This window comes from Haloarcula sp. JP-Z28 (genome assembly GCF_011440255.1).
Lineage (GTDB): Archaea > Halobacteriota > Halobacteria > Halobacteriales > Haloarculaceae > Haloarcula > Haloarcula marismortui.
The window spans coordinates 16,000-36,968 of sequence record NZ_JAAOHT010000043.1 but is presented as its reverse complement, the minus strand read 5'-3'; the positions used below and the strand labels follow the sequence as shown (position 1 = coordinate 36,968).

Here is a 20,969-nt window from a genome sequence, read left to right as displayed (position 1 = left end):
TTGCCCGCGCGGCCGCTGGCAACACCATCGATGGCCGTCAGCCCAACAGCGTCGGCGCTGATGCCGTGTTCGACGCGGGCCTCGACCCGACACGCGAGGTTTGCGTAGCGGGCCGGGCCAAGCGTGTCGACGAACTCCCGCATCGCCGCGAGCAGGCGCAGGGCGTTTTGGCGGATGACCCACGCGTCGCTTTTGAGTTCTGTCGGCGTCGTCCCGGTCATACCCGAGCGGAGGATGGCCAGCACCTTGCGCTGGCCGGCGTCGAGGCTGTCGTCGACACTGTCCCCGAGAACTGCGTGGACAGCGTCCTCTTCGTCGGAACGGGCGCTGACACTGTCGAACTCAGTTGCGCCGGCCACCGCGGTCAGCAGGTCGTCAGCATCCACGGAGACAGCGGAGTCCGGGTCGGCGGCGTCTTGACAGCGTTCGGCGACGTCCGCGAACCGGCGTGCGGTCGAGAGCCGGAGGTAGAACTTCGAGGCGAGCTGGCCGAGCCGTGTTGGCTCAACGTTGAGGCCCTCTTGCTCGACAAAGCCCTCGTCGACGAGCGCCGAGAGCGTGTCGCTGACTCGGTTTCGGAGGTCGCTGCCGGCGTCGTACTCGTCAGGGGCCGACTGCGAGCGGGCGTAGTAAAATGTCGTGGCGAGCCAGTCCATCACGTCGTCCACGTCGTCGATGGTGCCCAGCGCGATCTCGGCGTTCAGGTGGGCGTCGAGTTCAGCCGCCAATCGGGACTCGATTTCCTTGCCATCCCGGAGGAGGCGGCGGTACTTGTCAGCGTCCGAGCGGTCACAGACGACCCAGGCGTAGCCCATGTCGTCATAGCCCGGCCGGCCCGCGCGACCGAGCATCTGGAGCACATCGAGCGGGCTCATATCGACCTCGCCTTCGAGCGGGTCGTGGAGCTTGGTATCGCGGATGACGACACAGCGGGCGGGGAGGTTCACGCCCCAGGCAAGCGTCGAGGTCGAGAAGAGGAGCTGAATCTTCCCCTCCTTGAACCACTGCTCAACCCTGTTTTTGTCCTCGCGCGCGAGGCCGGCGTGGTGAAAGCCTACGCCGTCGAGCACGGACTGGCGAAGCGTATCGTTCGAGAGGTCGGCGGCGTCGTTGTGAAAGTCGTAGTCCCCGCGTGCGCCCATGGGGATGTCGCGTTCGGTAATCTCATCGCGAGCCTTCTTGGCGGCCTGCACCGTGTCCTGGCGCGAGGAGACGAACACGAGCGCTTGCCCCTCCTCGCGGATATGTGGCTCGGCGAGGTCAAGTGCCCGGTACAGCCGACGGTACTTGTCGGCAAAGGCGTTCTCGCCGTGGGAGTAGGTCTTCACGTCGGCGTTGAGTGGGACCGGTCGGTACTTCTCGCCGAAAGCAAAGGTCGTCTCGTCCGGCGCGTCGAGCCAGTCGGCCACGTCGTCGATGTTCGGCATCGTCGCCGACAACGCCACGACGCGCGGGTCACAGAGCCGGCGGAGCCGCGAGACGGTGACTTCGAGCACCGCCCCCCGGCGGTCCGAGTCCAGCAGGTGGACCTCGTCGATGACACAGCAGTCCACGTCAGTGATGAACGAATAGCGGCTGGTCTCGTGTTTCCGGGTGGCCGAGTCGGCCTTCTCCGGCGTCATCACGAGGATATCGGCCCGCTCGGCGCGGCGGGGGTTCAGGTCCCGTTCACCGGTGACAACGTAGACGGAGTAGCCCATCTCCTCGAACCGCTCCCATTCGCTTTCCTTCTCGTTGGTGAGCGCGCGCAGCGGTGCGAGAAAGAGCGCGGTCCCGTCCTCGGCGAGCGTCTTGCAGATGGCCAGTTCCGCCAGCGCGGTCTTCCCGCTGGCCGTCGGCGCGCTGACGACGATGTTGTCGTCGCGGTTCAGCAGGGCCGGCAGGGCCGCCGACTGCATCCGGTTGAACTCCTCGAACGGGAAGGCATCGGCAAACTCGGGGAGCACCTCCGCGACCGCCACAGTCGGCTCGCTGTCGGTTCTGGATGACACGTCACAGTCGCGGTTCCGCGACGGCAAAGGCGTTTCTATGGGGGAGCGAACGTGTGTGAAAAGCGGATGCATTCTCTGGCTTCGCTGTGCAGTTCATCGGTGTGAGTGTCCAGCACACCTGGCAAAAAATTAACTCAGCTGGCTGATAGTGCGCAGGTGTGCCTATCAGTGACCCCGAGGACTATTACGACGAGAACGACGAGAGCGAGTGGGACCGCCTGACAGCCACGCTACACGGGCAGTTGGAGTGGTCGGGGACCGTTGCACAGCTCGAAGCGAACCTCCCCGACACGGGACACGTTCTCGACGTGGGCGGCGGTGCTGGCCGGTACGCCGTCTGGCTGGCCGAACAGGGATACGATGTCACGCTTGTCGACCCCAGCAAGGGCCAGCGAGCTATCGCACAGGAGAAAATCGCCGAGCACGGGTACGAAGAGCGGGTGGCCGTCGAGGCGGGCGACGTGCGCGACCTCGGGTTTGACCGGGACGTATTCGACGCGACGCTGTGTCTGGGTGGGCCGCTTTCGCATATACTCGACGCTGACGAACGGGCAGCCGCCGTGCGGGAGCTGCACCGGGTGACAAAAGCCGGGAGTCCGGTGTTCGTCTCCGTCATGGGGCGGCTCAACTGGCTGGTGCTCTCGCTGGTCGGCAGGTCGGAGCACCTCGTCCACGCGGACGAACTCGCCGAAACGGGCGACTACGACCGTTCGTTCGTGGCGCAGCTCGGTCACGACGCGGCGTTCACCGAGACCCATTTTTTCCGCGCCGATGAGTTCGAGGCGCTGTTAGAGGTGGGCGGAGTGACCGTCGAGACGCTGGTCGGACTGGAGGGGCTGGCGTCAGTACTCGCCGCTCCATCGCTCCGAGAGACCGCTGCCGGCCTGTCGGCACACGAGCAGGCCGGTGTTCAGGCGCTCGTAGACGAACTCCAGACGGACCGAACTGTCGTGGATATGTCCGCACATATGCTTGCTGTCTGCCGTGCCTGAGGTGGGCACGCGGGCAGTAGCGTTGATATCCCTGAGTACGCAGGTGGCGGTCGGTTCGGCTGAGCCGCCTGACCGCCCGACCGGCGTTCAACAAGGGGTGTGACAGAGCACGCGACCCCCGCACGTTTTTGACCGACCCAACCTAACTGCCGGTAATGAGTCGTTCGCGCAAGCCTGACTGGCTGAAGATGCGGCCACCGTCGGGCGAGCGGTTCACGGATATCAAACAGACGCTCCGGGACCGAAACCTCAATACGGTCTGTGAGGAAGCCAACTGCCCCAACCTCGGGGAGTGCTGGAGCGGGCGCGACGGACCGGGAACGGCGACGTTCATGTTGATGGGCGACCGCTGTTCGCGGGGCTGTAACTTCTGTGACGTGGAGACGGGCGGGATGGACCCGCTGGACCCCGACGAGCCACAGCAGGTGGCCGACGCCGTCGCGGAAATCGGGCTGGACTACGTGGTCCTGACCAGCGTCGACCGCGACGACCTGCCCGACCAGGGCGCGGGCCACTTCGCCGAGACGATCCGGGCCATCAAAGAGCGTGACCCGTCGATTCTGGTCGAGTGTCTCATCCCCGATTTTCAGGGTAAGCCGGACCTCGTCCGGAAAATCATCGACGCCGGCCCTGACGTCATCGCGCACAACATCGAGACGGTCGACCGCCTCCAGTGGCCGGTCCGGGACCGCCGGGCGGGCTACGAGCAGTCCCTCTCGGTGCTTCGGCAAGTCGACCGCGAGAGCGACTGCTACAGCAAGACCAGCCTGATGCTGGGCGTCGGCGAGTACACCCACGAGGTGTACCAGACGCTGTCGGACCTCCGGCAGGCCGGCGTCGACGTGGTCACCTTCGGCCAGTACCTCCAGCCCTCCCGCTCGCATCTGGAGGTCTCGGAGTACGTTCATCCGGACGCCTTCGACACCTGGCAGCGGGTCGCTGAAGCGGAGTTCGACTTCCTGTACTGTGCCTCGGGACCGATGGTCCGGTCGTCCTATCGTGCCGGCGAACTGTTTGTCGAGAGCGTCCTGCGCGAGGGGCGAAGTGCCGACGAGGCGCGGGCGGAAGTGCGTGCGAACGACTGATACATCGGAGTTATCGCTGATAAATTGGGTAGAATTAAAACAGCCTTAGAGTTGCTAAAACACACATATTAGCAGTAATACCCACATCGGAGATATTTTTCAGCGCCGCGAAAGCTCTAAACGTAGTGCGAGTGAACAGTCGTCGTATGCCACTTCGACGGAGGCGGTTTCTATGAGTGTCCTCCAACGCGACCCCACGGACAGGGTACAGATTCTCGATGAAGACGGGACAGTGGTCGACGGCGCAACCGTCCCGGACCTCTCGGACGACGAACTGGTGGAGATGTACCGGTATCTCAAACTCGGCCGGCACTTCGACCAGCGGGCGGTGAGTTTGCAACGACAGGGCCGGATGGGAACGTACCCCCCCATGTCGGGACAGGAAGCCTCGCAGGTCGGCAGCGCCTTCGCGCTGCGAGACGGCGACTGGGCGTTCCCGAGCTACCGGGAACATCTCGCAATGTACGTCAAGGGATGGCCCTTGTCGGACGACCTGTTGTACTGGATGGGGTCGGAGTCGGGTAATTCGCCGCCGGAAGACGTTCAGGCGTTCTCGTTTGCGGTCCCAATCGCGACGCAGATTCCGCACGCGACCGGGGCCGCGTGGGCATCGAAACTCAAGGGCGATGACACCGCTGCCCTCGTGTACTTCGGTGACGGTGCGACCTCCGAGGGCGACTTTCACGAAGGCCTGAACTTCGCTGGCGTGTTCGATGTGCCAGCGGTGTTTTTCTGTAACAACAACCAGTGGGCGATTTCGGTGCCACGGGAGCGCCAGTCGGCCAGCGAGACGCTCGCCCAGAAGGCCAACGCCTACGGCTTCGACGGCGTTCAGGTCGACGGAATGGACCCGCTGGCGGTGTATCAGGTGACCCGCGAGGCCGTCGACAAGGCGCACGACCCACCAGAGGGAGAACTCCGCCCGACGATGATCGAAGCGGTGCAGTACCGCTTTGGCGCACACACGACTGCTGACGACCCGTCGGTGTACCGCGACGACAGCGAGGTCGAACGCTGGAAGCAGAAAGACCCCATTCCGCGGATGGAGGCGTTCCTCCGGGACCGGGGCCTGCTCGACGACGAGCGGGTCGACGCCATCGACGAATCGGTTCAGGATGAGGTGGCTACGGCCATCGACGAGGCTGAGGCGACGGAGCGACCGAAACCGGAGGAGATGTTCGCGGACGTGTACACGGAGATGCCACAGCGACTCGAACAGCAACTGGACTACCTCGAAGAACTGCGCGCGCGACACAGCGACGAGGTGCTACTGGAATGAGCACACAGGACGCAAACACACAGAGTTTGACGCTCGTACAGGCCGTCCGTGACGGGCTCTACGGCGAGATGGAACGGGACGAAGACGTGGTCGTGATGGGTGAAGATGTCGGGAAAAACGGCGGCGTCTTCCGAGCGACACAGGGGCTCCACGAGGAGTTCGGTGACGACCGGGTCATCGACACGCCGCTCGCGGAGGCCGGCATCGTCGGGACGGCTATCGGCATGGCCGCCTACGGGCTCCGGCCGGTGCCGGAGATGCAGTTTTCCGGGTTCATGTACCCCGCGTTCGACCAGATTGTCAGTCACGCCGCCCGGCTTCGGAACAGGAGCCGCGGCCGATACAATTGCCCGCTCACCGTTCGCGCACCGTACGGCGGCGGCATCCGTGCGCCGGAGCACCACTCCGAGTCCAAGGAGGCGTTTTACGTCCACGAGGCGGGGCTAAAGGTGGTCGTCCCGTCGACGCCAAAGGAGACGAAGGGGCTGCTGACGGCGGCAATCCGGGACCCGGACCCCGTTGTCTTCCTCGAACCGAAGCTCATCTACCGGTCGTTCCGCGAGGAGGTCCCCGACGACCCCTACACGGTCGAACTTGGCGAGGCGAAGGTCCGCCGCGAGGGGGCTGACGTGTCCGTGTTCACATGGGGTGCGATGACCCGGCCGACGGTCGAAGCAGCCGAAGAACTGGCCGAGGAGGGCATCGACGCCGAAGTGATAGACCTGCGAACGCTGTCGCCGATGGACACCGAGACCATCGTCGAGTCGTTCAAAAAGACCGGACGAGCAACCGTCGTCCACGAAGCGCCCAAAACCGGCGGGCTGGCCGGCGAAATCATCGCCACCATTCAGGAGGAAGTCCTGCTGTATCAGGAGGCCCCCGTTACGCGGGTGACTGGCTTCGACGTGCCGTACCCGCTGTACGCGTTAGAGGACTACTACCTCCCCGAACCCGCCCGCATCAAAGACGGTATCAGAGAGGCAGTGGAGTTCTGACGCATGTTCGAGTTCAATCTCCCAGACCTCGGTGAAGGGGTCGCAGAGGGTGAGGTGCTGACCTGGCGCGTCTCGCCGGGCGACGCCGTCACCGAGGATCAGGTCCTTGCGGAGGTGGAAACCGATAAGGCCGCCGTCGACGTGCCGTCACCGGTCGACGGCGTCGTACAGGAACTGCACGCCGAAGTCGGCGAGATGGTGCAGACCGGCGAGGTGCTCATCACCATTGCCGAAGAGGGCGACGCCGAAACGGCCGACGCGGCGGCCAGCGATACAGACGAAGCCGAATCGGCAGGAGCCGACACAGAGGAGGCAGACAGCGCTGCGAGCGAAGCCGCAGCGGCTGACGAGCAGTCGGGTGCAAGCACAAGTACGGCTGATGGCCGCGTGTTCGCCTCGCCGAGCGTGCGTCGACTCGCCCGTGAGAAGGGCGTCGACATCGCGGCCGTCGACGGAAGCGGACCGGGCGGCCGTGTCACAGAGGGGGATGTCGAGGCGGCCACAGCGTCGGCCGACGAGGCGACTGCCAGTGACGACAGCCCTACGTCGGTCGTTTCGAAGGCGTCCGACGACGGGGACAGTCCGACCGCAGCGGTTTCACAGGTCGACGCGGGCGACACAGACGACGGGACCGCTGTCAAGTCAGCCGTCAAAAGCGTCTCCGGCGACGGACAGGAAGCCGCCAGTCGCGACCAGACGCTGGCGACGCCGGCCACCAGAAAGGCCGCCCGCGAACTCGACGTGAATATCGACGCCGTCCCGACCGACCAGACGCGGGACGGTCAGCCCTACGTCGACGAGGCCACCGTCCGGACGTACGCGGAGGCCCAGCAGGCTGCACAGGCGGCCGATGCCGAAGCCATCAGCGCCGAAGGCGGCGCGACAGGGAGGGCAGCCAAGGCGGGCGGCACTGGGGCCGTCGAGACAGGCGACGGCGAGCGCCGCGAACCGTACCGTGGCGTCCGCCGGTCTATCGGCGAGCAGATGGCGCGCTCGCGTCGAGAAGTGCCCCACGCGACCCACCACGATCAGGTAGTCGTGTCCGGCCTCGTCGAGGCCCGTGAGCGACTCGCGCCACTCGCCGAGGAGCGCGATGTCACGCTGACGTACACACCGTTTGTGGTGAAATGCGTCGCCGCGGCGCTGGACCAGCACCCGGTGCTCAACACGGCGCTTGACACCGAAAACGAGGAAATCGTCTACAGGGATGCCCACAACATCGGCGTGGCGGCGGCAACCGACCACGGGCTTGTCGTCCCGGTCGTTAACGACGTGGACGGGAAGGGGCTGGTCGAACTCGCCGGCGAGGTCAACGACCTCGTCGGGCGGGCCAGAGAGCGAGACATCGAGCGATCAGAGATGCAGGGCGGGACGTTCACCGTTACGAACTTCGGCGTCATCGGCGGCGAGTATGCCAGTCCGATCATCAACGTCCCCGAGACGGCGATTCTCGGTATCGGGGCGCTGAAAGAGCGGCCGGTGGCCGAAGACGGTGAAGTCGTCGCGAAACCTACGCTCCCGCTCTCGCTGGCAATCGACCACCGTGTCATCGACGGCGCCGACGCGGCGCGCTTCGTCAACACGCTCAAGGAGTATCTGTCGGACCCGACGCGACTCCTGCTGGAGTGACTGCCCGGGTTCGCAACCGAAAACCAGACCAGTCACTGGAACGACAGGGCTCGTGATGCCCTCCACAAGAGACACGTGGGTCTGGTACGGGTTAGCCACGCTGTTTGTGCTGGTTCCGGGCTGTGCTGCCCTCTCCCGAGTCGGAATGGAACTGTTCATTTCGTCGGGATCGGCCGGTGAGGGGAGTCTCGGGACGTTCCTCGGTGCGTTTGCCCTGACCGTCCTCGCCAGCTGGACGGGTGTGCTATTCAGCCTGCTTCTCACGGTCGCCCTCTTTCTCGACAGTCGGCACCTCCGGCAGACCGACGGGGACTGGACCCCCACACCGCTGTATGCGCTCGCCGGCATCGCCCACGCTGTGGGGGCGACACTGCTCGCGGCGTTTGCGGTGTCAGTGCCGGTCATCGGGTACTACCTGTACCGACGGCGCAGGTGAGAGACGACAGCGAGCTGAAGGGCGATAGCTTTTCACGGACCCGGACGAGGCACCGCTATGGTCGTTGGAGATGTCACTACGGGAACGGAACTGCTTGTTATCGGCGGCGGTCCGGGCGGCTACGTCGCTGCGATCCGGGGTGCGCAACTGGGACTAGACACGACGCTTGTCGAGCGGGATGCCTACGGCGGGACCTGTCTGAACCACGGCTGTATCCCCTCGAAAGCACTCATCTCGGCCTCGGATGTCGCCCACGACGCCCGGCAGGCCGAGTCGATGGGCGTATTCGCGGACCCGGCCGTCGACATGGCCGGAATGACCGAGTGGAAAGACGGCGTCGTCACACGGCTGACACGGGGCGTCGAATCGCTGTGTAAGAACGCCGGCGTCAATCTGGTGGAGGGGACCGCCGAGTTCGTCGACGACGGGACGGTCCGGGTTGCCCACGGCGGCGAGGGACAGGGCTCGGAATCGCTGTCGTTCGAACACGCCGTCGTCGCCACGGGGAGCCGACCGATAACGGTCCCGGGCTTCGAGTTCGACGGCGAACACATCCTCTCCTCGAAAGACGCGCTCGCGCTCGAATCGGTCCCCGAGAAGTTGCTTGTCGTCGGCGCGGGCTATATCGGCATGGAGCTCTCGACGGTGTTCGCAAAGCTTGGTGCGGAGGTCACCGTCGTCGAGATGCTCGAGGACGTGTTACCCGGCTACGAGGACGATATCGCGGCGGTCGTTCGGGACCGCGCCGAGGAGCTGGGTATCGATTTCAACTTCGGCGAGGCGGCCGACAACTGGGAGGAGACAGACGAGGGCATTCGCGTCCAGACCGTTGACGAAGACGAGGCGGTCACTGAGTACAACGCCGAGAAATGTCTTGTCGCGGTCGGCCGCGAGCCGGTCACGGATACACTCGCGCTGGATAACATCGACCTCCAGACGGACGAGAACGGCGTCATTCCGACCGACGACCAGTGCCGAACGGCGTTTGAGTCGGTGTTTGCAGTCGGTGACGTGGCCGGAGAACCGATGCTGGCCCACAAGGCGATGGCTGAGGGCGAGGTTGCCGCGAGAGCCGCCGCCGGTGAGCCAGCCGCGTTCGACCACCAGGCGATTCCCGCCGCGGTATTCACCGACCCCGAAATCGCGACCGTCGGGATGACTGAGTCGGAGGCCGAGGCGGCGGGCTTCGAGCCGGTCATTGGACAGATGCCGGTCCGGGCCAACGGCCGTGCGCTCACGGTCAACGAGAAGGAAGGGTTCGTCCGCGTCGTCGCTGATGCCGACGAGGAGTTCCTGCTCGGGGCACAGATCGTCGGTCCGGAGGCGTCTGAACTCATCGCCGAACTCGGGCTGGGCATCGAGATGGGCGCGCGGCTGGAAGACATCGCCGGGACGATCCACACGCACCCGACACTCTCCGAAGCGGTCCACGAGGCGGCCGCAGCAGCACGCGGCGAAGCGGTTCACACGCGCTGAGAACGTTCTGGGCTGGTTCGCGAAGGGCCATTATCTTTTAACACAACTCTGATAGCGTTTATTATCAGAGAGTCATAATCTTGCGCCGTGCAAAAGGGTTATATTGTGGATTGAGTAAACTGTCGGTAAATAGGAACCGGTAACATATGTCTACTGATTCACAGCCCGACGACACTATCGCCCAAGCGATCATTTCGGGGTCGACGTACGAGCGACTCCGCTATGAACGCCACTCGTATCTCAGACAGACTGTCCCGCGGACGCTCGCGCTCCAGAGCGCCCTGCTTGGCGCGCTGGCACTGTTACTCCCGGTCTACGGGCTGTATCCGGACAGCACCGCGGCGTTTCTGCCATCGATTAACCCCGACCTCGCCTCGCCGAAAGTGCTGTTGCTCGGGGTATTCGGCGGATTCCTCCAGTTGTTCGGTGCGACATTACTCGTCGGGTCAGTTCTCTACCGGGTCCGGCTCGCCCCGCTGACCGAGCGACAGGCGCACGCGGCGCTCAACGCCGAGGACTTCGCGCGGTACGTCGGCCTTGGAACCGGCGGCCTGGCGATTGTCCTCTCGCTTTGCCTGTTCGCTGTGGGTCTGGGCGGCGGTGACGCAGTGTCCGCATACATCGCGTTCACGGGTCGAAACCCGTTCGTCGCCTCCGGGTTCGGGCTGTCAGTTGCGGCCGTCTCGCTGTTTGCCTTTGTCGCCAGCGTGACGGTTTTTTACGCCTCACGCTACCTCCTCGTTCACCTTGCGCTGTTCCACCGTAGCAGCGAGTGAGCGGGCTACGTGAGGTGTCGACACCGACGACCTGCGCCGGCGCGGCTATTTTCAGGCGTGCGGACAACCGTGTTCACATGGTTACAAACGAGAGTGAGACGTTCGATATCGGTGGCGAACTCACGGTCCACCGGCTCGGCTTCGGCGCGATGCGGCTCACCGGTGATGATGTCATCGGTGAGCCAGACAACGAGACGGACGCTCACGCCGTACTGAAGCGGGCGGTGGAACTCGGTGTTGACTTCATCGACACGGCGGATTCGTACGGGCCGGGCGTCTCGGAGCGGCTCATCGGCGAAGCGCTCGACACCGAACGCGAGGACCTCGTCATCGCGACGAAGGGCGGCCTGCTCCGTAACACCGACGCGGACTGGCTGGCACACGGCGACCCGGACTACCTGCGCAACGCCCAGTTGTGCTCGCGGGACCGCCTGCAGATGGACCCTATCGACCTGTACCAGTACCACCGACCGGACCCCGACACGCCGTTCGAAGATTCGATTCACGCGCTCGCCGAGATGAAGGATGAAGGGTTGATCCGCCACATCGGCGTCTCGAACGTCTCCGTCGAACAACTTGACCGCGCCCGAGACATCGTCGACATCGTGACGGTCCAGAACCAGTACAACCTCAGCCACCGCGACGACGAGGACGTGCTGGAAGCCTGCGAGCGCTACGGTATCGGGTTCATCCCGTGGTTCCCGCTCGGCGCTGGCGACCTCGGCGGCGTCGACGGTATCGATGAGATAGCCCAGCGCCACGACGCCACGCCCTACCAGATCGCGTTGGCATGGCTGCTGGGGCACTCGGACGTGACACTCCCGATTCCCGGAACCAGCAGTCTCGACCACCTCGAACAGAACGTGGCTGCAAGCGCCATCGACCTCACTGACGAGGAACTGACGCGGTTGTCCTGAATCACGGCACACTGCGGCGACACAGCGCTTGCCGATGACCACGGTTCTTTTGGTTCCTACCGCTGTACCCCGGGTATGACCACTGTTACCTTAGGTCCTGAGGGGACCTACTCACACCGCGCCGCACAGGCAGTCACCGACGACGATATCTCCTTCTCCGAGTCAGTGACCGCCATCGTCGAGGCCGTCGCCAACGGCGAGGCCGAGCGCGGCGTCGTCCCCGTCGAAAACAGTATCGAGGGCTCTGTCACCGAATCGCTCGACGCCTTCGCGGAGTACGACGTTGCCGTCGTCGAGGAGGTTATCACGCCGATCCGCCACGCCCTGCTCGCACAGGACGACTCGTTCTCACTGGTAGCCAGCCATGCACAGGCGCTGGCTCAGTGTCGCGGCTGGCTCGACGAGCACTACCCCGGCGTCAATGTCGAGGCCGTCGCGTCGACGGCCCGCGGCGTTGAGCGCGCCCGTGGCGACGCGGACATCGCCGCTATCGGCCACCCCGAGAACGCCACCAACGGCACCGAACTGAAAGTGCTCGCCGAGGACATTCAGGACCGGTCCTCGAACGCCACCCGCTTCGTCGTCGTCGCCCCGAAGAGCGAGCGCAGCGAGGCCGGCGGCAAGACCTCCTTTATTGTCTATCCCGACGTCGACTACCCCGGCCTCCTGCTTGAACTGCTGGAGCCGTTCGCAGACCGCGACATCAACCTCACCCGCGTCGAGTCCCGGCCCAGCGGTGAGCGGCTCGGGGACTACGTCTTCCACATCGACATCTCGGCCGGTCTCTACGAGCAGCGCACGCAGGAGGCTCTCGCTGATATCGAGGACATCGCCGGGAAGGGGTGGGTCCGCCGGCTCGGGTCGTATGACTCCAAGACAGTCGTCAACTGAGCCGGCGAAACACCGCCGGCCCCGCTTCAAGCGTTAAGTCCCGGGCCCGTGTACCCCCGTGTATGTCTGACCGCGATCCGTTCAGCGAAATCGAGCGCGCGTTCGATATGCTGGGAGAGCAGTTCGGCGTCGACATGGGCGCTATCCCGGTCGACGTCCTCGACGAGGGCGACGCCTTCCTCGTCCACGCGGACCTGCCCGGCTACGACAGCGAGGACATCGACGTCCAGCTTGTCGAGGACCGCAAGCTCACCATCAGCGCCACATCAAGCCAGGAGCGGGAATCAACCGACGGCCAGTACGTCCAGCGCGAGCGCCGTCAGCAGTCGCTGAGCCGGTCGGTTCGTCTCCCCGAAGCCGTCGACGACGGTGAGACCACCGCGAGCTACGACAGCGGCGTTCTCACTGTGCGGCTGGCGAAGGTTAGACACAACGAGGACGACGACGGGACAGATATCCCTGTAAACTGACGATGGTACTCGAACCCGGTACCGACGTACCGACGATCAGGGCGACGAACCAGCACGGCGACGCGGTCCAGCCCAACTTCGAGCAGCCAACAGTGCTGTACTTCTATCCGGCGGACGACACGCCGGGCTGTACGACGGAGACAGAACAGTTCGAGGAGCACGCACAGCGGTTCGAAGACACGGGCGTCTCAGTGTACGGCGTCTCGACCGACGGCGTCGAGAGCCACCGCGACTTTGCTGAAGCGAACGACATCAGTTTCGACCTGCTGGCCGACCCCGAAGGGCGACTGTGTGAAGCGTTCGACGTGCCACTCGTCGACGGACGGAGCCAGCGGACGACGTACGTCATCGCACGGGAGCGCGTCGTCGCCGTCTACGAACGGGTCGGTCCCGACGGCCACGCGGCGAGCGTCTTCGAAGACCTCGTCGACACTGGGCTAGTTAGCGCCGAGTAGGCCGCGACAGACGAAAATCGGACGACTGCGAGCTATTCTTCGATATCGATGGCCGGTCGGCCGGGACCGGATTTGCCGACGAGGTCGGGGTCCGCCTCCTCGGGTCCCTGCACGACCACGTCAGCGCCGAACTCCCGTTCGATGAGCCACGCGGCCCGTTCGAGCGCTGCCTGTTCGCGCTCGGGCGGGAGTTGCTCGTCGAGCGATTGTGCGCGGCCGGCCAGTTCCTTGGCGAAGTCCGCGGCCGCCTCGCCCTGCTCGCGCAGGTCCTCGTCCTGCATGACGGTCCCGACGACGTTGCCGTCGGCGTTTCGAGCGAGGTCCAGCACGCGGTGCTTCCACTGGGGCGCGACGGCGAGCGTGATGGTCTGTGGGTCCTCGATGCCGACCGTGTCGACGATGTCGCGGATGTCCTCACGGGTGTTCTCGACCAGCCGGCGCTCCATCTCGTAGTCTTCGGGGGCTTCAGCGGCCGGCCACTCGGCCTCTGCGATGAGGTCGTCGTGGCCCAGTTCGGCCCACATCTCCTCTGCGGCGTGGGGAGCAACCGGGGCGAGCAGTTTCGCCGCCGTCGCCAGCCCGCGCTCGAAGGTGTCAGCATCGGGGGTGGTCGCCTCCTGATACCGGCGCAGCAGCGACACCAGTTCCCGGACAGCCTGCAGCGCGTGGTTGAACCGGAAGTCCTCAAACTCCGCCGTCGCGTTCGCTGCCGTCGCGTCGATTTCGCGGGCGACGTAGTCCGCGATGTCGGCCCCATTCTCCGTGTCAGTGGCGGTCCCCGCCTCACCCTCCGCGTAGGCCGAAACCAGCGTGTACACGTTCTGGAGGAAGCTGTGGGCGGACTGTACACCCTCAGGACTCCAGGCGAACTCCTTCTCTGGCTGGGCGGCCTCCATGATGAACAGTCGGGCCGTGTCCGCGCCGTACTCCTCGATGATGCGCTGGGGTGAGACGCCGTTATCCAGACTCTTCGACATCTTGTTGCCGTCCTCGCCAAGCACCATCCCCTGATTCGTGAGGTTGGTGAAGGGTTCGCGGACGCCATCAACCATGTCGAGGTCGTCAAGCACTTTCGTGAAGAAGCGGGCGTACAGCAGGTGCATCACGGCGTGTTCGATACCGCCGACGTACTGGTCGACCGGCATCCAGTCGCTGGCCCGCTCGGCGTCGAAGGGAGCCTCATCCATCTCCGGCGAGGTGTACCGCAGGAAGTACCACGAGGAGTCGACGAAGGTGTCCATCGTGTCCGTCTCCCGCACCGCGTCGGCACCGCAGTCCGGACAATCAACCTGCTTCCACTCCTCAGCGGCGTCCAGCGGGTTCCCAGTCGTGTGGACGAACTCCGGCAGTTCGACGGGGAGATCCTCATCGGGGACTTCGATGTAGCCACAGTCGTCGCAGTGGATCATCGGAATTGGCGTGCCCCAGTAGCGCTGGCGGGAGATACCCCAGTCGCGGAGGTTGTACTCCGTGCGGTGCTCGCCGTCGAACTCCTCGACGAAGCGGTCGCGGGCTTCGTTACTACTGAGCCCGTCGAACTCGCCGCTGTTGACCAGCAGGCCGTCTTCAGGGTAGGCTGCTTCCTGCACGTCGATGTCTTCGGGGTCAGCGTCCGCGTCGTCGGTCGGTTCGACGACCTGCACGATGTCGATGTCGTGGTGTGTGGCAAACTCGTGGTCGCGCTCGTCGTGGGCTGGCACGGCGTACAGCGCGCCGGTTCCCACGTCGGTCAGCACGTAGTCGGCGACGTAGACGGGAATCTCCTCGCCAGTAGCGGGATTGGTCGCGTACTCGCCGGTGAACACGCCGGAAGTTACGTCCAGCTCGTCCTCGTCGGCCTGCTCTGCCGTCTCAATGTACTCCGCAACCTCGTCGTTCTGTTGGGCGATCTCCTGCGCGACGGGATGACCGGGAGCCAGCGAGAAGAACGTCGCCCCGTGGATGGTGTCCAGACGGGTCGTGAAGATGTCGACCTCGCCGTAGTCGCCGACCTCGAAGGCGACGCTCGCCCCCTCTTGCTTGCCGATCCAGTTACGCTGCATCTCCCGGACGTTGTTCGGCCAGCCCTCGAGGTCGTCTAAGTCCTCGAGCAGTTCCTCGGCGTAGTCGGTGATAGTGAAGAACCACTGGTCCATCTCGCGGGCCTCGATGGGCGTGTCACAGCGCCAGCACAGTTCTTCCTCGCCCTCGACCTGCTCGTCGGCGAGGACAGTCTCACAGGAGGGACACCAGTTCAGCTCGGCGGCCTGACGCTCGACCAGCCCTTCCTCGCGGAACTGTTTGAACAGCCACTGGTTCCACTGGTAGTAGTCGGGTTCACAGGTCGCGAGTTCGCGGTCCCAGTCGTAGCCAAAGCCCATCTCCGTGAGCTGGTCACGCATCGAGTCGATGCACTGCATCGTCCAGTCCCGCGGGTTGGTGTCGCGTTCCTCTGCGGCGTTCTCAGCCGGGAGGCCGAAGGAGTCCCACCCCATCGGGTGGAGGACGCTCTCGCCGCGCATCCGCTCGAAGCGGGCGTAAGCATCCGTGATTGTGTAGTTCCGGACGTGGCCCATGTGGAGGCTCCCGGACGTGTAGGGGAACATCGCCAGCACGTACTCCGGGTCGGTCTCGTCGTCGTCGATCCGGAACACGTCGGCCTCGTCCCACGTGCGCTGCCACCGGGGCTCGATCTCTGTATGATCGAACCCCCGCTCGCGTTCCTCACCGGTCGTGGTCATGATATCGGAACATCCGGCAGCGACCGTGCTATACCTTTCCCTTCGGGAGGGTATCAGGGTCCGCCGCACGAACGCACAGGCCAACGGGTGTGAGTCCGGAGCGCTGCCTGCTTACAGAGCGGTAGCGTCGCCAGGGTCGACTGACCGCCCGCTATTCGGGACAGTCGACGTTTCCGATATCGAATCGGGCACCGCCCGACTCGCTCTCCGCTGCTGTGACCGTCCACCCCTGGTCAGCGGCGACCCGTCGGGCGACATAGAGTCCGAATCCAGTGTTCTCTGCGACAGCAGTGTGACCCGCATCGAACACCCGTTCCGGTGGTTCGACATCGATGCCCGGGCCGTCATCTGCGACGAAGAAGCCGTCTGCCGTCAGGCCGACGGTGACGGTGACCGACGGTCCGGCGTGTTCAAGCGCGTTCTGGAACAGTATCTGGAGCAACAGTCCGGCAGACTCCTGATCGGCGACAATACGGGTGTCCCCATCGAAAGTCAGGCATGCCTCACTGTCAGCGAGCGTGTCCCACACCTCTCGACTGAGACGGGAGAGCCACACGTGTTCTCGCTTCGGGACCTGTTCGATCTCGGCGTGCTGGACCGGGCCATTCGGGTCACTCGTAGAGAGTTCAACGACGGTATCAATAATCGCAGAAATCTGGGACAGCGACTCGGCAATGTCGGCGGTCGGACCGTCGCAGTCAGCCAGCTCTTCGAGTCGCCCGTACGCGATCTGCAGTTCGTTTCGAAGCTCATGAGACGCCACGAGTGCGACTTTCACCATCCGTTCGTTCTGGCGGCGAAACGCGTGCTCGCGGAGCTTTCGGTCAGTGATATCTTGAGTGTGTCCGATGATACCCTGAACGTCGCCAGTGGAATCGTACCACGGCATCTTGCGAGTGCGAACGTACGACGCATCAAGGTCGAGGAACTCCTCCACTTCGACCCGGTCTGTGTCCTCCTCGATAACGTCCATTTCATCGCGCAGGGCCGCTTTCGCGTGTTCGTCAGCCAGTTCCGGGACTTCGACATCAGTGAGACCGAGTCGGTCGGTCGGCTCGTTGAACCCCCGGCCCATTAGGACGTGTCGGGCCTGCTCGTCTTTCGCATACAGGTGGTCCGGCAGTTCGTTGAACAGGGAGAGTAACAGCGTCTCCATCGGGGACGGTGGGCGTCCAGCAACGGACGGCGGCTCAGCGTCGAGACTGTCCCGGACGGCCTCGGCGACGGCGTCTTCGAGACGTGCCGACGGCTCAACGGCCGTCACCTCGAGGGTATCCGGGACCGCCGCCGGGTCCTCGTTAGCGACGATAACCGGCAGATCGGGAAACAGCGTCCTGACGCCGTACGCGATATCGGTTCCGGACTGGCCATCGACTGTTTCGGGCAGCACGAGCGCGTGGAACACCGAATGGGTGAGCGTATCAAAGAGGTCCGTGAGGTCCGACAGGTACGTGATCGAAGCCGGTGTGTCAGCGAGGGCAGATTCAAGAGTGGCGGTATCCAGCCCGTCGGTCGTGACGACTAAGACAGGTTTGCTACCCATAGTGCGTTCCCGGTGGGCAGATCATTGCATGCGGGAGATTGTCACTGTTTCGGGCGTTTCGACGTGCAAAAGCTGTTCAGGCAAATCAGTTCAGTAGCTGGGCCAAACGCTCCAGCTTCAGCCAGTTCCGGTCAGGCCAGACGAAACGAGAGCGTTCGAGTCGGCATGAGCGGTGTACGCAGATATTATCGATAGTGGCGACCGGTCTCTGTAACGGCGTCAGCGATACGCCGATGTGCCGCGTGTCGAGCAGATATCGTCGCCAGCACGCCGACCGGAAGCGCTGCTACCCACACAAGATTTTTGCCGGACTCGACAGGTGTCAGGAATGTATGGTACACTGCCCTGATTGTGAGACCTCGCTCGAAACGGCCGACGACATCGAGTTCGTCGAAGTGGACGCGACCACCGGGTTTATCAAAGCCTCCAAGCGCTTCTACACTGCCAACTGCGCGGCCTGTGGCGTTACTATCGGTAGCGGCGTCGCCGGCGCAAAGTCCAACGGAGGTGCAGCCTGATGGTGCACTGCCCGGAATGCGAAGCGGAGATGGCCGACCCGGACGACGTGGAGTTCCTCGACATGGAGTCGACGACGGGCTTCTTTACGGCCTCGAAACGGTTCTACCTCGTCGCCTGTGACAACTGCGGGGCTGCCATCGGCAGCGGCGTCGCCGGTGCCATGTAGCCGCCGGGCCTAGGCTTATACACGTTTCAGCGAAAGAGACAGTATGGCAGCATCACCTGACGACGAGACGGAAGACAGCGGACGACTGCCGGCACCGCTCCGATCGGTCACGCCAGGGTCGCGGCCCCACCGCGACGAAGGGATGGACGTGTTCGGTTGGGGAGTGTTCCTCGGCCTGCTCGTCCTATTGATGCCGCTCCTGCCGTTTATCATCATCGTCTGGGGCATCTCAAAAGTGACCGACATGCTCACGCCTTCGCCGTAATCAGGAGGTCTCGGTGTCGACGAGTGAGAACGCCGTTCCGTCGCCATCGTCGCTCGCGTTCTCATAGACGACGTGTGCAGCCGCGACGTCCTGGATAGCCAGCCCCGTCGAGTCAAAGAGCGTGATTCCGTCGTCGTCTGTCCGCCCCGAGAGCGTGCCCGCGACGATGTCGCCGAGTTCCCCGTGGAGGTCGGTATCGGTCAGGGTACCCTCGCCCCACGGGACGTTGATTTCACCGGAGTGGGTACACTGCTCGTAGTTGTCGATGACGAGTTTCGCGTCGAGGAGCGTGCGTTCGCTGTGTTCCTGCTTGCCGGCGGCGTCGGCCCCGATGGCGTTGACGTGTGTGCGCTCGCCGAGCCACTTCCGGTCGACGATAGGCGACTCGACGGGCGTAATCGTCGACAGCACATCACAGCCAGCGGCGTCCTCAATGCTGCCCGCACGCACGTCGAACCGGTCGGTGAACGTGTCGACAAACGCCTGCTGTTTGTCCGTGTCCCGGTCGGCGACGACCACCGTCTCGATGTCCCGGACTGACGAAATAGCGTCCAGTTGCGTGTACGCCTGCGTGCCGGCCCCGACCAGACCCAGGGAGTCCGCGTCGGCGACAGCGAGGTAGTCGGTGGCGACGGCGGCCGCCGCCCCGGTCCGCAAGCGCGTCAGGACTGTGCCGTCCATCACGGCTAGCGGGAACGCCGTCTCGGGGTCCGAGTAGATGAGCGTCCCGAGGACGGTCGGCAGGTCGTGGTCGCGGGGGTTGTCCAGATGGACGTTGACCCACTTGACCGCGGCGGCGTCCCACGTTTCAGCGTTGACGTAGGCCGGCATCGACCGGAAGTCGCCGTTGTACTGCGGCAGGTCGATGTAGGACTTGGCCGGCATGATGGTGTTCCCCCTGGCATCGGCGGCGAAGGCCGCGGCAACCGCGTCGATGACTGCCGGCATCGTCGCGTGGTCCTCAACCGCGTCCGCGCCGAGAAGCAGCGTCTGCATACAGTATGTTGACACTCAACGATATTTAGCCCTCCGCCGTCACAGGGGTTATATCGCCACACAACGAGTCACCAACATGCGTCGCGGGGTGGCGATTGCTGTGGTCTGTCTCTGTCTGCTGAGCGCCGGATGTACCGGTCTGTTCGGGGACAACGCGGCCGCCAGGGAGACGGTGACACCAGCCCCAGTCCCGACTGCAGACGCACCAACGAGTGCGGCACAACGCGCCCCGGGCGTCGTCGGCGACCGCGTCGTCAACGCCACCGCGCTCGGCCGCGCCCACGTCAGGCGGCTTTCGAACACCTCCTATCGAGTCCACCACACCAAGACCGTCATGAACGGCAGCGGCCTGCACAGGCGCGTCCGGACCCGTGCCAGCATCAGCGCGGGCTACGAGTCGTACACGGCCACCCGAACGATATCCGGACAGAGTGTGACAGCGCGTGAGATACACAGCACCTGGCGGGACGGCCGTGCGCTCAGACGGACGACCGTCAACGGGTCGACATCGACGGAAGTAGTCGCGGACAGCCGCGGTATCGGTGGCCCGCCCCGCTCACCCCGGGCCGCACTGTTCTTCGAACCCACGTTCAACGGGCGTCTCATAGCGTTGCTTTCCGCCACCAACATCACATCCATCCGCCCCGGCGACGAGGTCATCAAGCAACTGTACGGCGTGTCGTTGTATCGCATCAAAGGAACCGGGTCGGCCGACGGCAGCGCGGTTGCCACTCGTCCCGTCGACCGTGTGACGAACGTCTCCCTCTCAGCGACCGTGACGCCCAACGGCATCGTCCGGAGCTACGCGCTCCAGTACACAGTCGACAACGGAACGGATACCTACCGAGTGACCGAGATTCTCCGCTACAGCGACCTGGGAACGACGGACGTGGTGTTCGAAGACCGACGCCACCGAAACTGGACAACACGCCCTGAATGATTGGGGCGGCGGCTGGACACTGTCGAGTGACCGCTAAAACGAAGAGAGGCCCCCACCCGCTGTCACCAGTCCGTCCCACCAAACGGACCGGGACAATCGAAACTTCGCAGAGACGCACCTAACTGTTTCTCCGGTTTCACGTCTCGATATCGGCGGTGTCACGACCTATCCGTAGCTGTGTGGAATTGGACTGTAGTCGGTCAAAAATATCGTCCGCAGGGCAGTCTGTTAGCGGTCAAAGCACACTCAGCGGGGCTGCTTCGGCGTTCGTTCGAAAAGTCTTCTTCCGGTCAGCTACAGTGCTCGCGGGTTACTGCGTTCCCGCTCGCGTATACGAGGTTCTTCGCGTTGCTCAGAACCTCGCGGTTCGCGGCTTTCGCCACTCATTATTTGAGGGCCCTCACTTCGTTCTGCCCTTCGCTTTGCTC

The 20,969-nt window shown here is 64.2% G+C and carries 20 protein-coding genes; 16 read left to right on the top strand and 4 right to left on the bottom strand.

Annotation, left to right across the window (positions count from 1 at the left end; genetic code table 11):
• A partial coding sequence (locus tag G9463_RS15100; protein ID WP_165897161.1) for a DEAD/DEAH box helicase occupies positions 1-1,961 on the bottom strand: 1,961 nt, incomplete at its 3' end.
• 188 nt (positions 1,962-2,149) lie between these two features.
• Between G9463_RS15100 and G9463_RS15095 the strand changes: the two genes are divergently transcribed.
• The 12 genes from G9463_RS15095 (at position 2,150) to G9463_RS15040 (ending at position 13,392) form a co-directional block, all read left to right on the top strand.
• Entirely contained in the window at positions 2,150-2,983 is an 834-nt protein-coding gene (locus G9463_RS15095; RefSeq protein WP_165897158.1) for a class I SAM-dependent methyltransferase, read from the top strand.
• Positions 2,984-3,138: 155 nt separating this feature from the next.
• Positions 3,139-4,068 (top strand): lipoyl synthase, encoded by a 930-nt coding sequence (gene lipA, locus G9463_RS15090; protein ID WP_165897157.1) that lies wholly within the window; start codon positions 3,139-3,141, stop codon positions 4,066-4,068.
• 172 nt (positions 4,069-4,240) lie between these two features.
• Positions 4,241-5,347: a pyruvate dehydrogenase (acetyl-transferring) E1 component subunit alpha gene (gene pdhA, locus G9463_RS15085; protein WP_165897156.1), complete on the top strand. Its 1,107-nt coding sequence runs from the start codon at positions 4,241-4,243 to the stop codon at positions 5,345-5,347.
• On the top strand, positions 5,344-6,342 hold the full coding sequence (locus tag G9463_RS15080) for an alpha-ketoacid dehydrogenase subunit beta (protein WP_004960607.1): 999 nt from the start codon (positions 5,344-5,346) through the stop codon (positions 6,340-6,342). The genes pdhA and G9463_RS15080 overlap by 4 nt, the downstream gene beginning before the upstream one ends.
• Positions 6,343-6,345: 3 nt before the next feature.
• Positions 6,346-7,971 (top strand): dihydrolipoamide acetyltransferase family protein, encoded by a 1,626-nt coding sequence (locus G9463_RS15075; protein WP_165897155.1) that lies wholly within the window; start codon positions 6,346-6,348, stop codon positions 7,969-7,971.
• Between the two features lie 145 nt (positions 7,972-8,116).
• Positions 8,117-8,407 carry a hypothetical protein gene (locus G9463_RS15070; protein WP_165897160.1) on the top strand — a complete coding sequence of 97 codons (291 nt, stop codon included), beginning with the start codon at positions 8,117-8,119 and terminating at the stop codon, positions 8,405-8,407.
• Between the two features lie 57 nt (positions 8,408-8,464).
• Positions 8,465-9,883 (top strand): dihydrolipoyl dehydrogenase, encoded by a 1,419-nt coding sequence (gene lpdA / locus G9463_RS15065; protein ID WP_165897154.1) that lies wholly within the window; start codon positions 8,465-8,467, stop codon positions 9,881-9,883.
• A 146-nt stretch (positions 9,884-10,029) separates the two neighbouring features.
• Positions 10,030-10,659: a hypothetical protein gene (locus G9463_RS15060; RefSeq protein WP_004960594.1), complete on the top strand. Its 630-nt coding sequence runs from the start codon at positions 10,030-10,032 to the stop codon at positions 10,657-10,659.
• A gap of 77 nt (positions 10,660-10,736) precedes the next feature.
• Positions 10,737-11,576 carry an aldo/keto reductase gene (locus G9463_RS15055; protein WP_165897153.1) on the top strand — a complete coding sequence of 280 codons (840 nt, stop codon included), beginning with the start codon at positions 10,737-10,739 and terminating at the stop codon, positions 11,574-11,576.
• 75 nt (positions 11,577-11,651) lie between these two features.
• Entirely contained in the window at positions 11,652-12,467 is an 816-nt protein-coding gene (gene pheA / locus G9463_RS15050; protein WP_004960588.1) for a prephenate dehydratase, read from the top strand.
• A 62-nt stretch (positions 12,468-12,529) separates the two neighbouring features.
• A complete protein-coding gene (locus G9463_RS15045) occupies positions 12,530-12,937 on the top strand; it encodes an Hsp20/alpha crystallin family protein (protein WP_165897152.1) in 408 nt (135 codons plus the stop codon).
• 2 nt (positions 12,938-12,939) lie between these two features.
• The gene (locus G9463_RS15040; RefSeq protein ID WP_004960583.1) at positions 12,940-13,392 is read left to right on the top strand and encodes a peroxiredoxin; all 453 of its coding nucleotides are present in this window, start codon (positions 12,940-12,942) and stop codon (positions 13,390-13,392) included.
• A 32-nt stretch (positions 13,393-13,424) separates the two neighbouring features.
• Here the strand turns inward: G9463_RS15040 and leuS are convergent, their stop codons facing one another.
• Together leuS and G9463_RS15030 are read right to left on the bottom strand one after the other, a co-directional pair.
• Complete coding sequence (gene leuS, locus G9463_RS15035; RefSeq protein ID WP_165897151.1) at positions 13,425-16,112, bottom strand: leucine--tRNA ligase; 2,688 nt, start codon at positions 16,110-16,112, stop codon at positions 13,425-13,427.
• A 151-nt stretch (positions 16,113-16,263) separates the two neighbouring features.
• Complete coding sequence (locus tag G9463_RS15030) at positions 16,264-17,655, bottom strand: HAMP domain-containing sensor histidine kinase (RefSeq protein WP_165897150.1); 1,392 nt, start codon at positions 17,653-17,655, stop codon at positions 16,264-16,266.
• Between the two features lie 332 nt (positions 17,656-17,987).
• Here G9463_RS15030 and G9463_RS15025 point away from each other — a divergent pair, with 332 nt between their 5' ends.
• From G9463_RS15025 to G9463_RS15015, 3 genes are read left to right on the top strand one after another with little or no spacing between them, the layout of a single operon-like run.
• A complete protein-coding gene (locus G9463_RS15025; RefSeq protein WP_004960172.1) occupies positions 17,988-18,173 on the top strand; it encodes a hypothetical protein in 186 nt (61 codons plus the stop codon).
• Complete coding sequence (locus G9463_RS15020) at positions 18,173-18,340, top strand: hypothetical protein (RefSeq protein WP_004960176.1); 168 nt, start codon at positions 18,173-18,175, stop codon at positions 18,338-18,340. The genes G9463_RS15025 and G9463_RS15020 overlap by 1 nt, the downstream gene beginning before the upstream one ends.
• Positions 18,341-18,383: 43 nt before the next feature.
• Positions 18,384-18,605, top strand: coding sequence for a hypothetical protein (locus G9463_RS15015; protein ID WP_004960179.1), 222 nt, complete (start codon positions 18,384-18,386; stop codon positions 18,603-18,605).
• Here G9463_RS15015 and G9463_RS15010 read toward each other — a convergent pair whose 3' ends face one another.
• Positions 18,606-19,601 (bottom strand): ornithine cyclodeaminase family protein, encoded by a 996-nt coding sequence (locus G9463_RS15010; protein ID WP_165897149.1) that lies wholly within the window; start codon positions 19,599-19,601, stop codon positions 18,606-18,608.
• Between the two features lie 76 nt (positions 19,602-19,677).
• On the opposite strand from G9463_RS15010, the gene G9463_RS15005 reads away from it, so the two are divergent.
• Complete coding sequence (locus tag G9463_RS15005; protein WP_165897148.1) at positions 19,678-20,541, top strand: hypothetical protein; 864 nt, start codon at positions 19,678-19,680, stop codon at positions 20,539-20,541.
• The last annotated feature ends 428 nt before the right edge of the window (positions 20,542-20,969 follow it).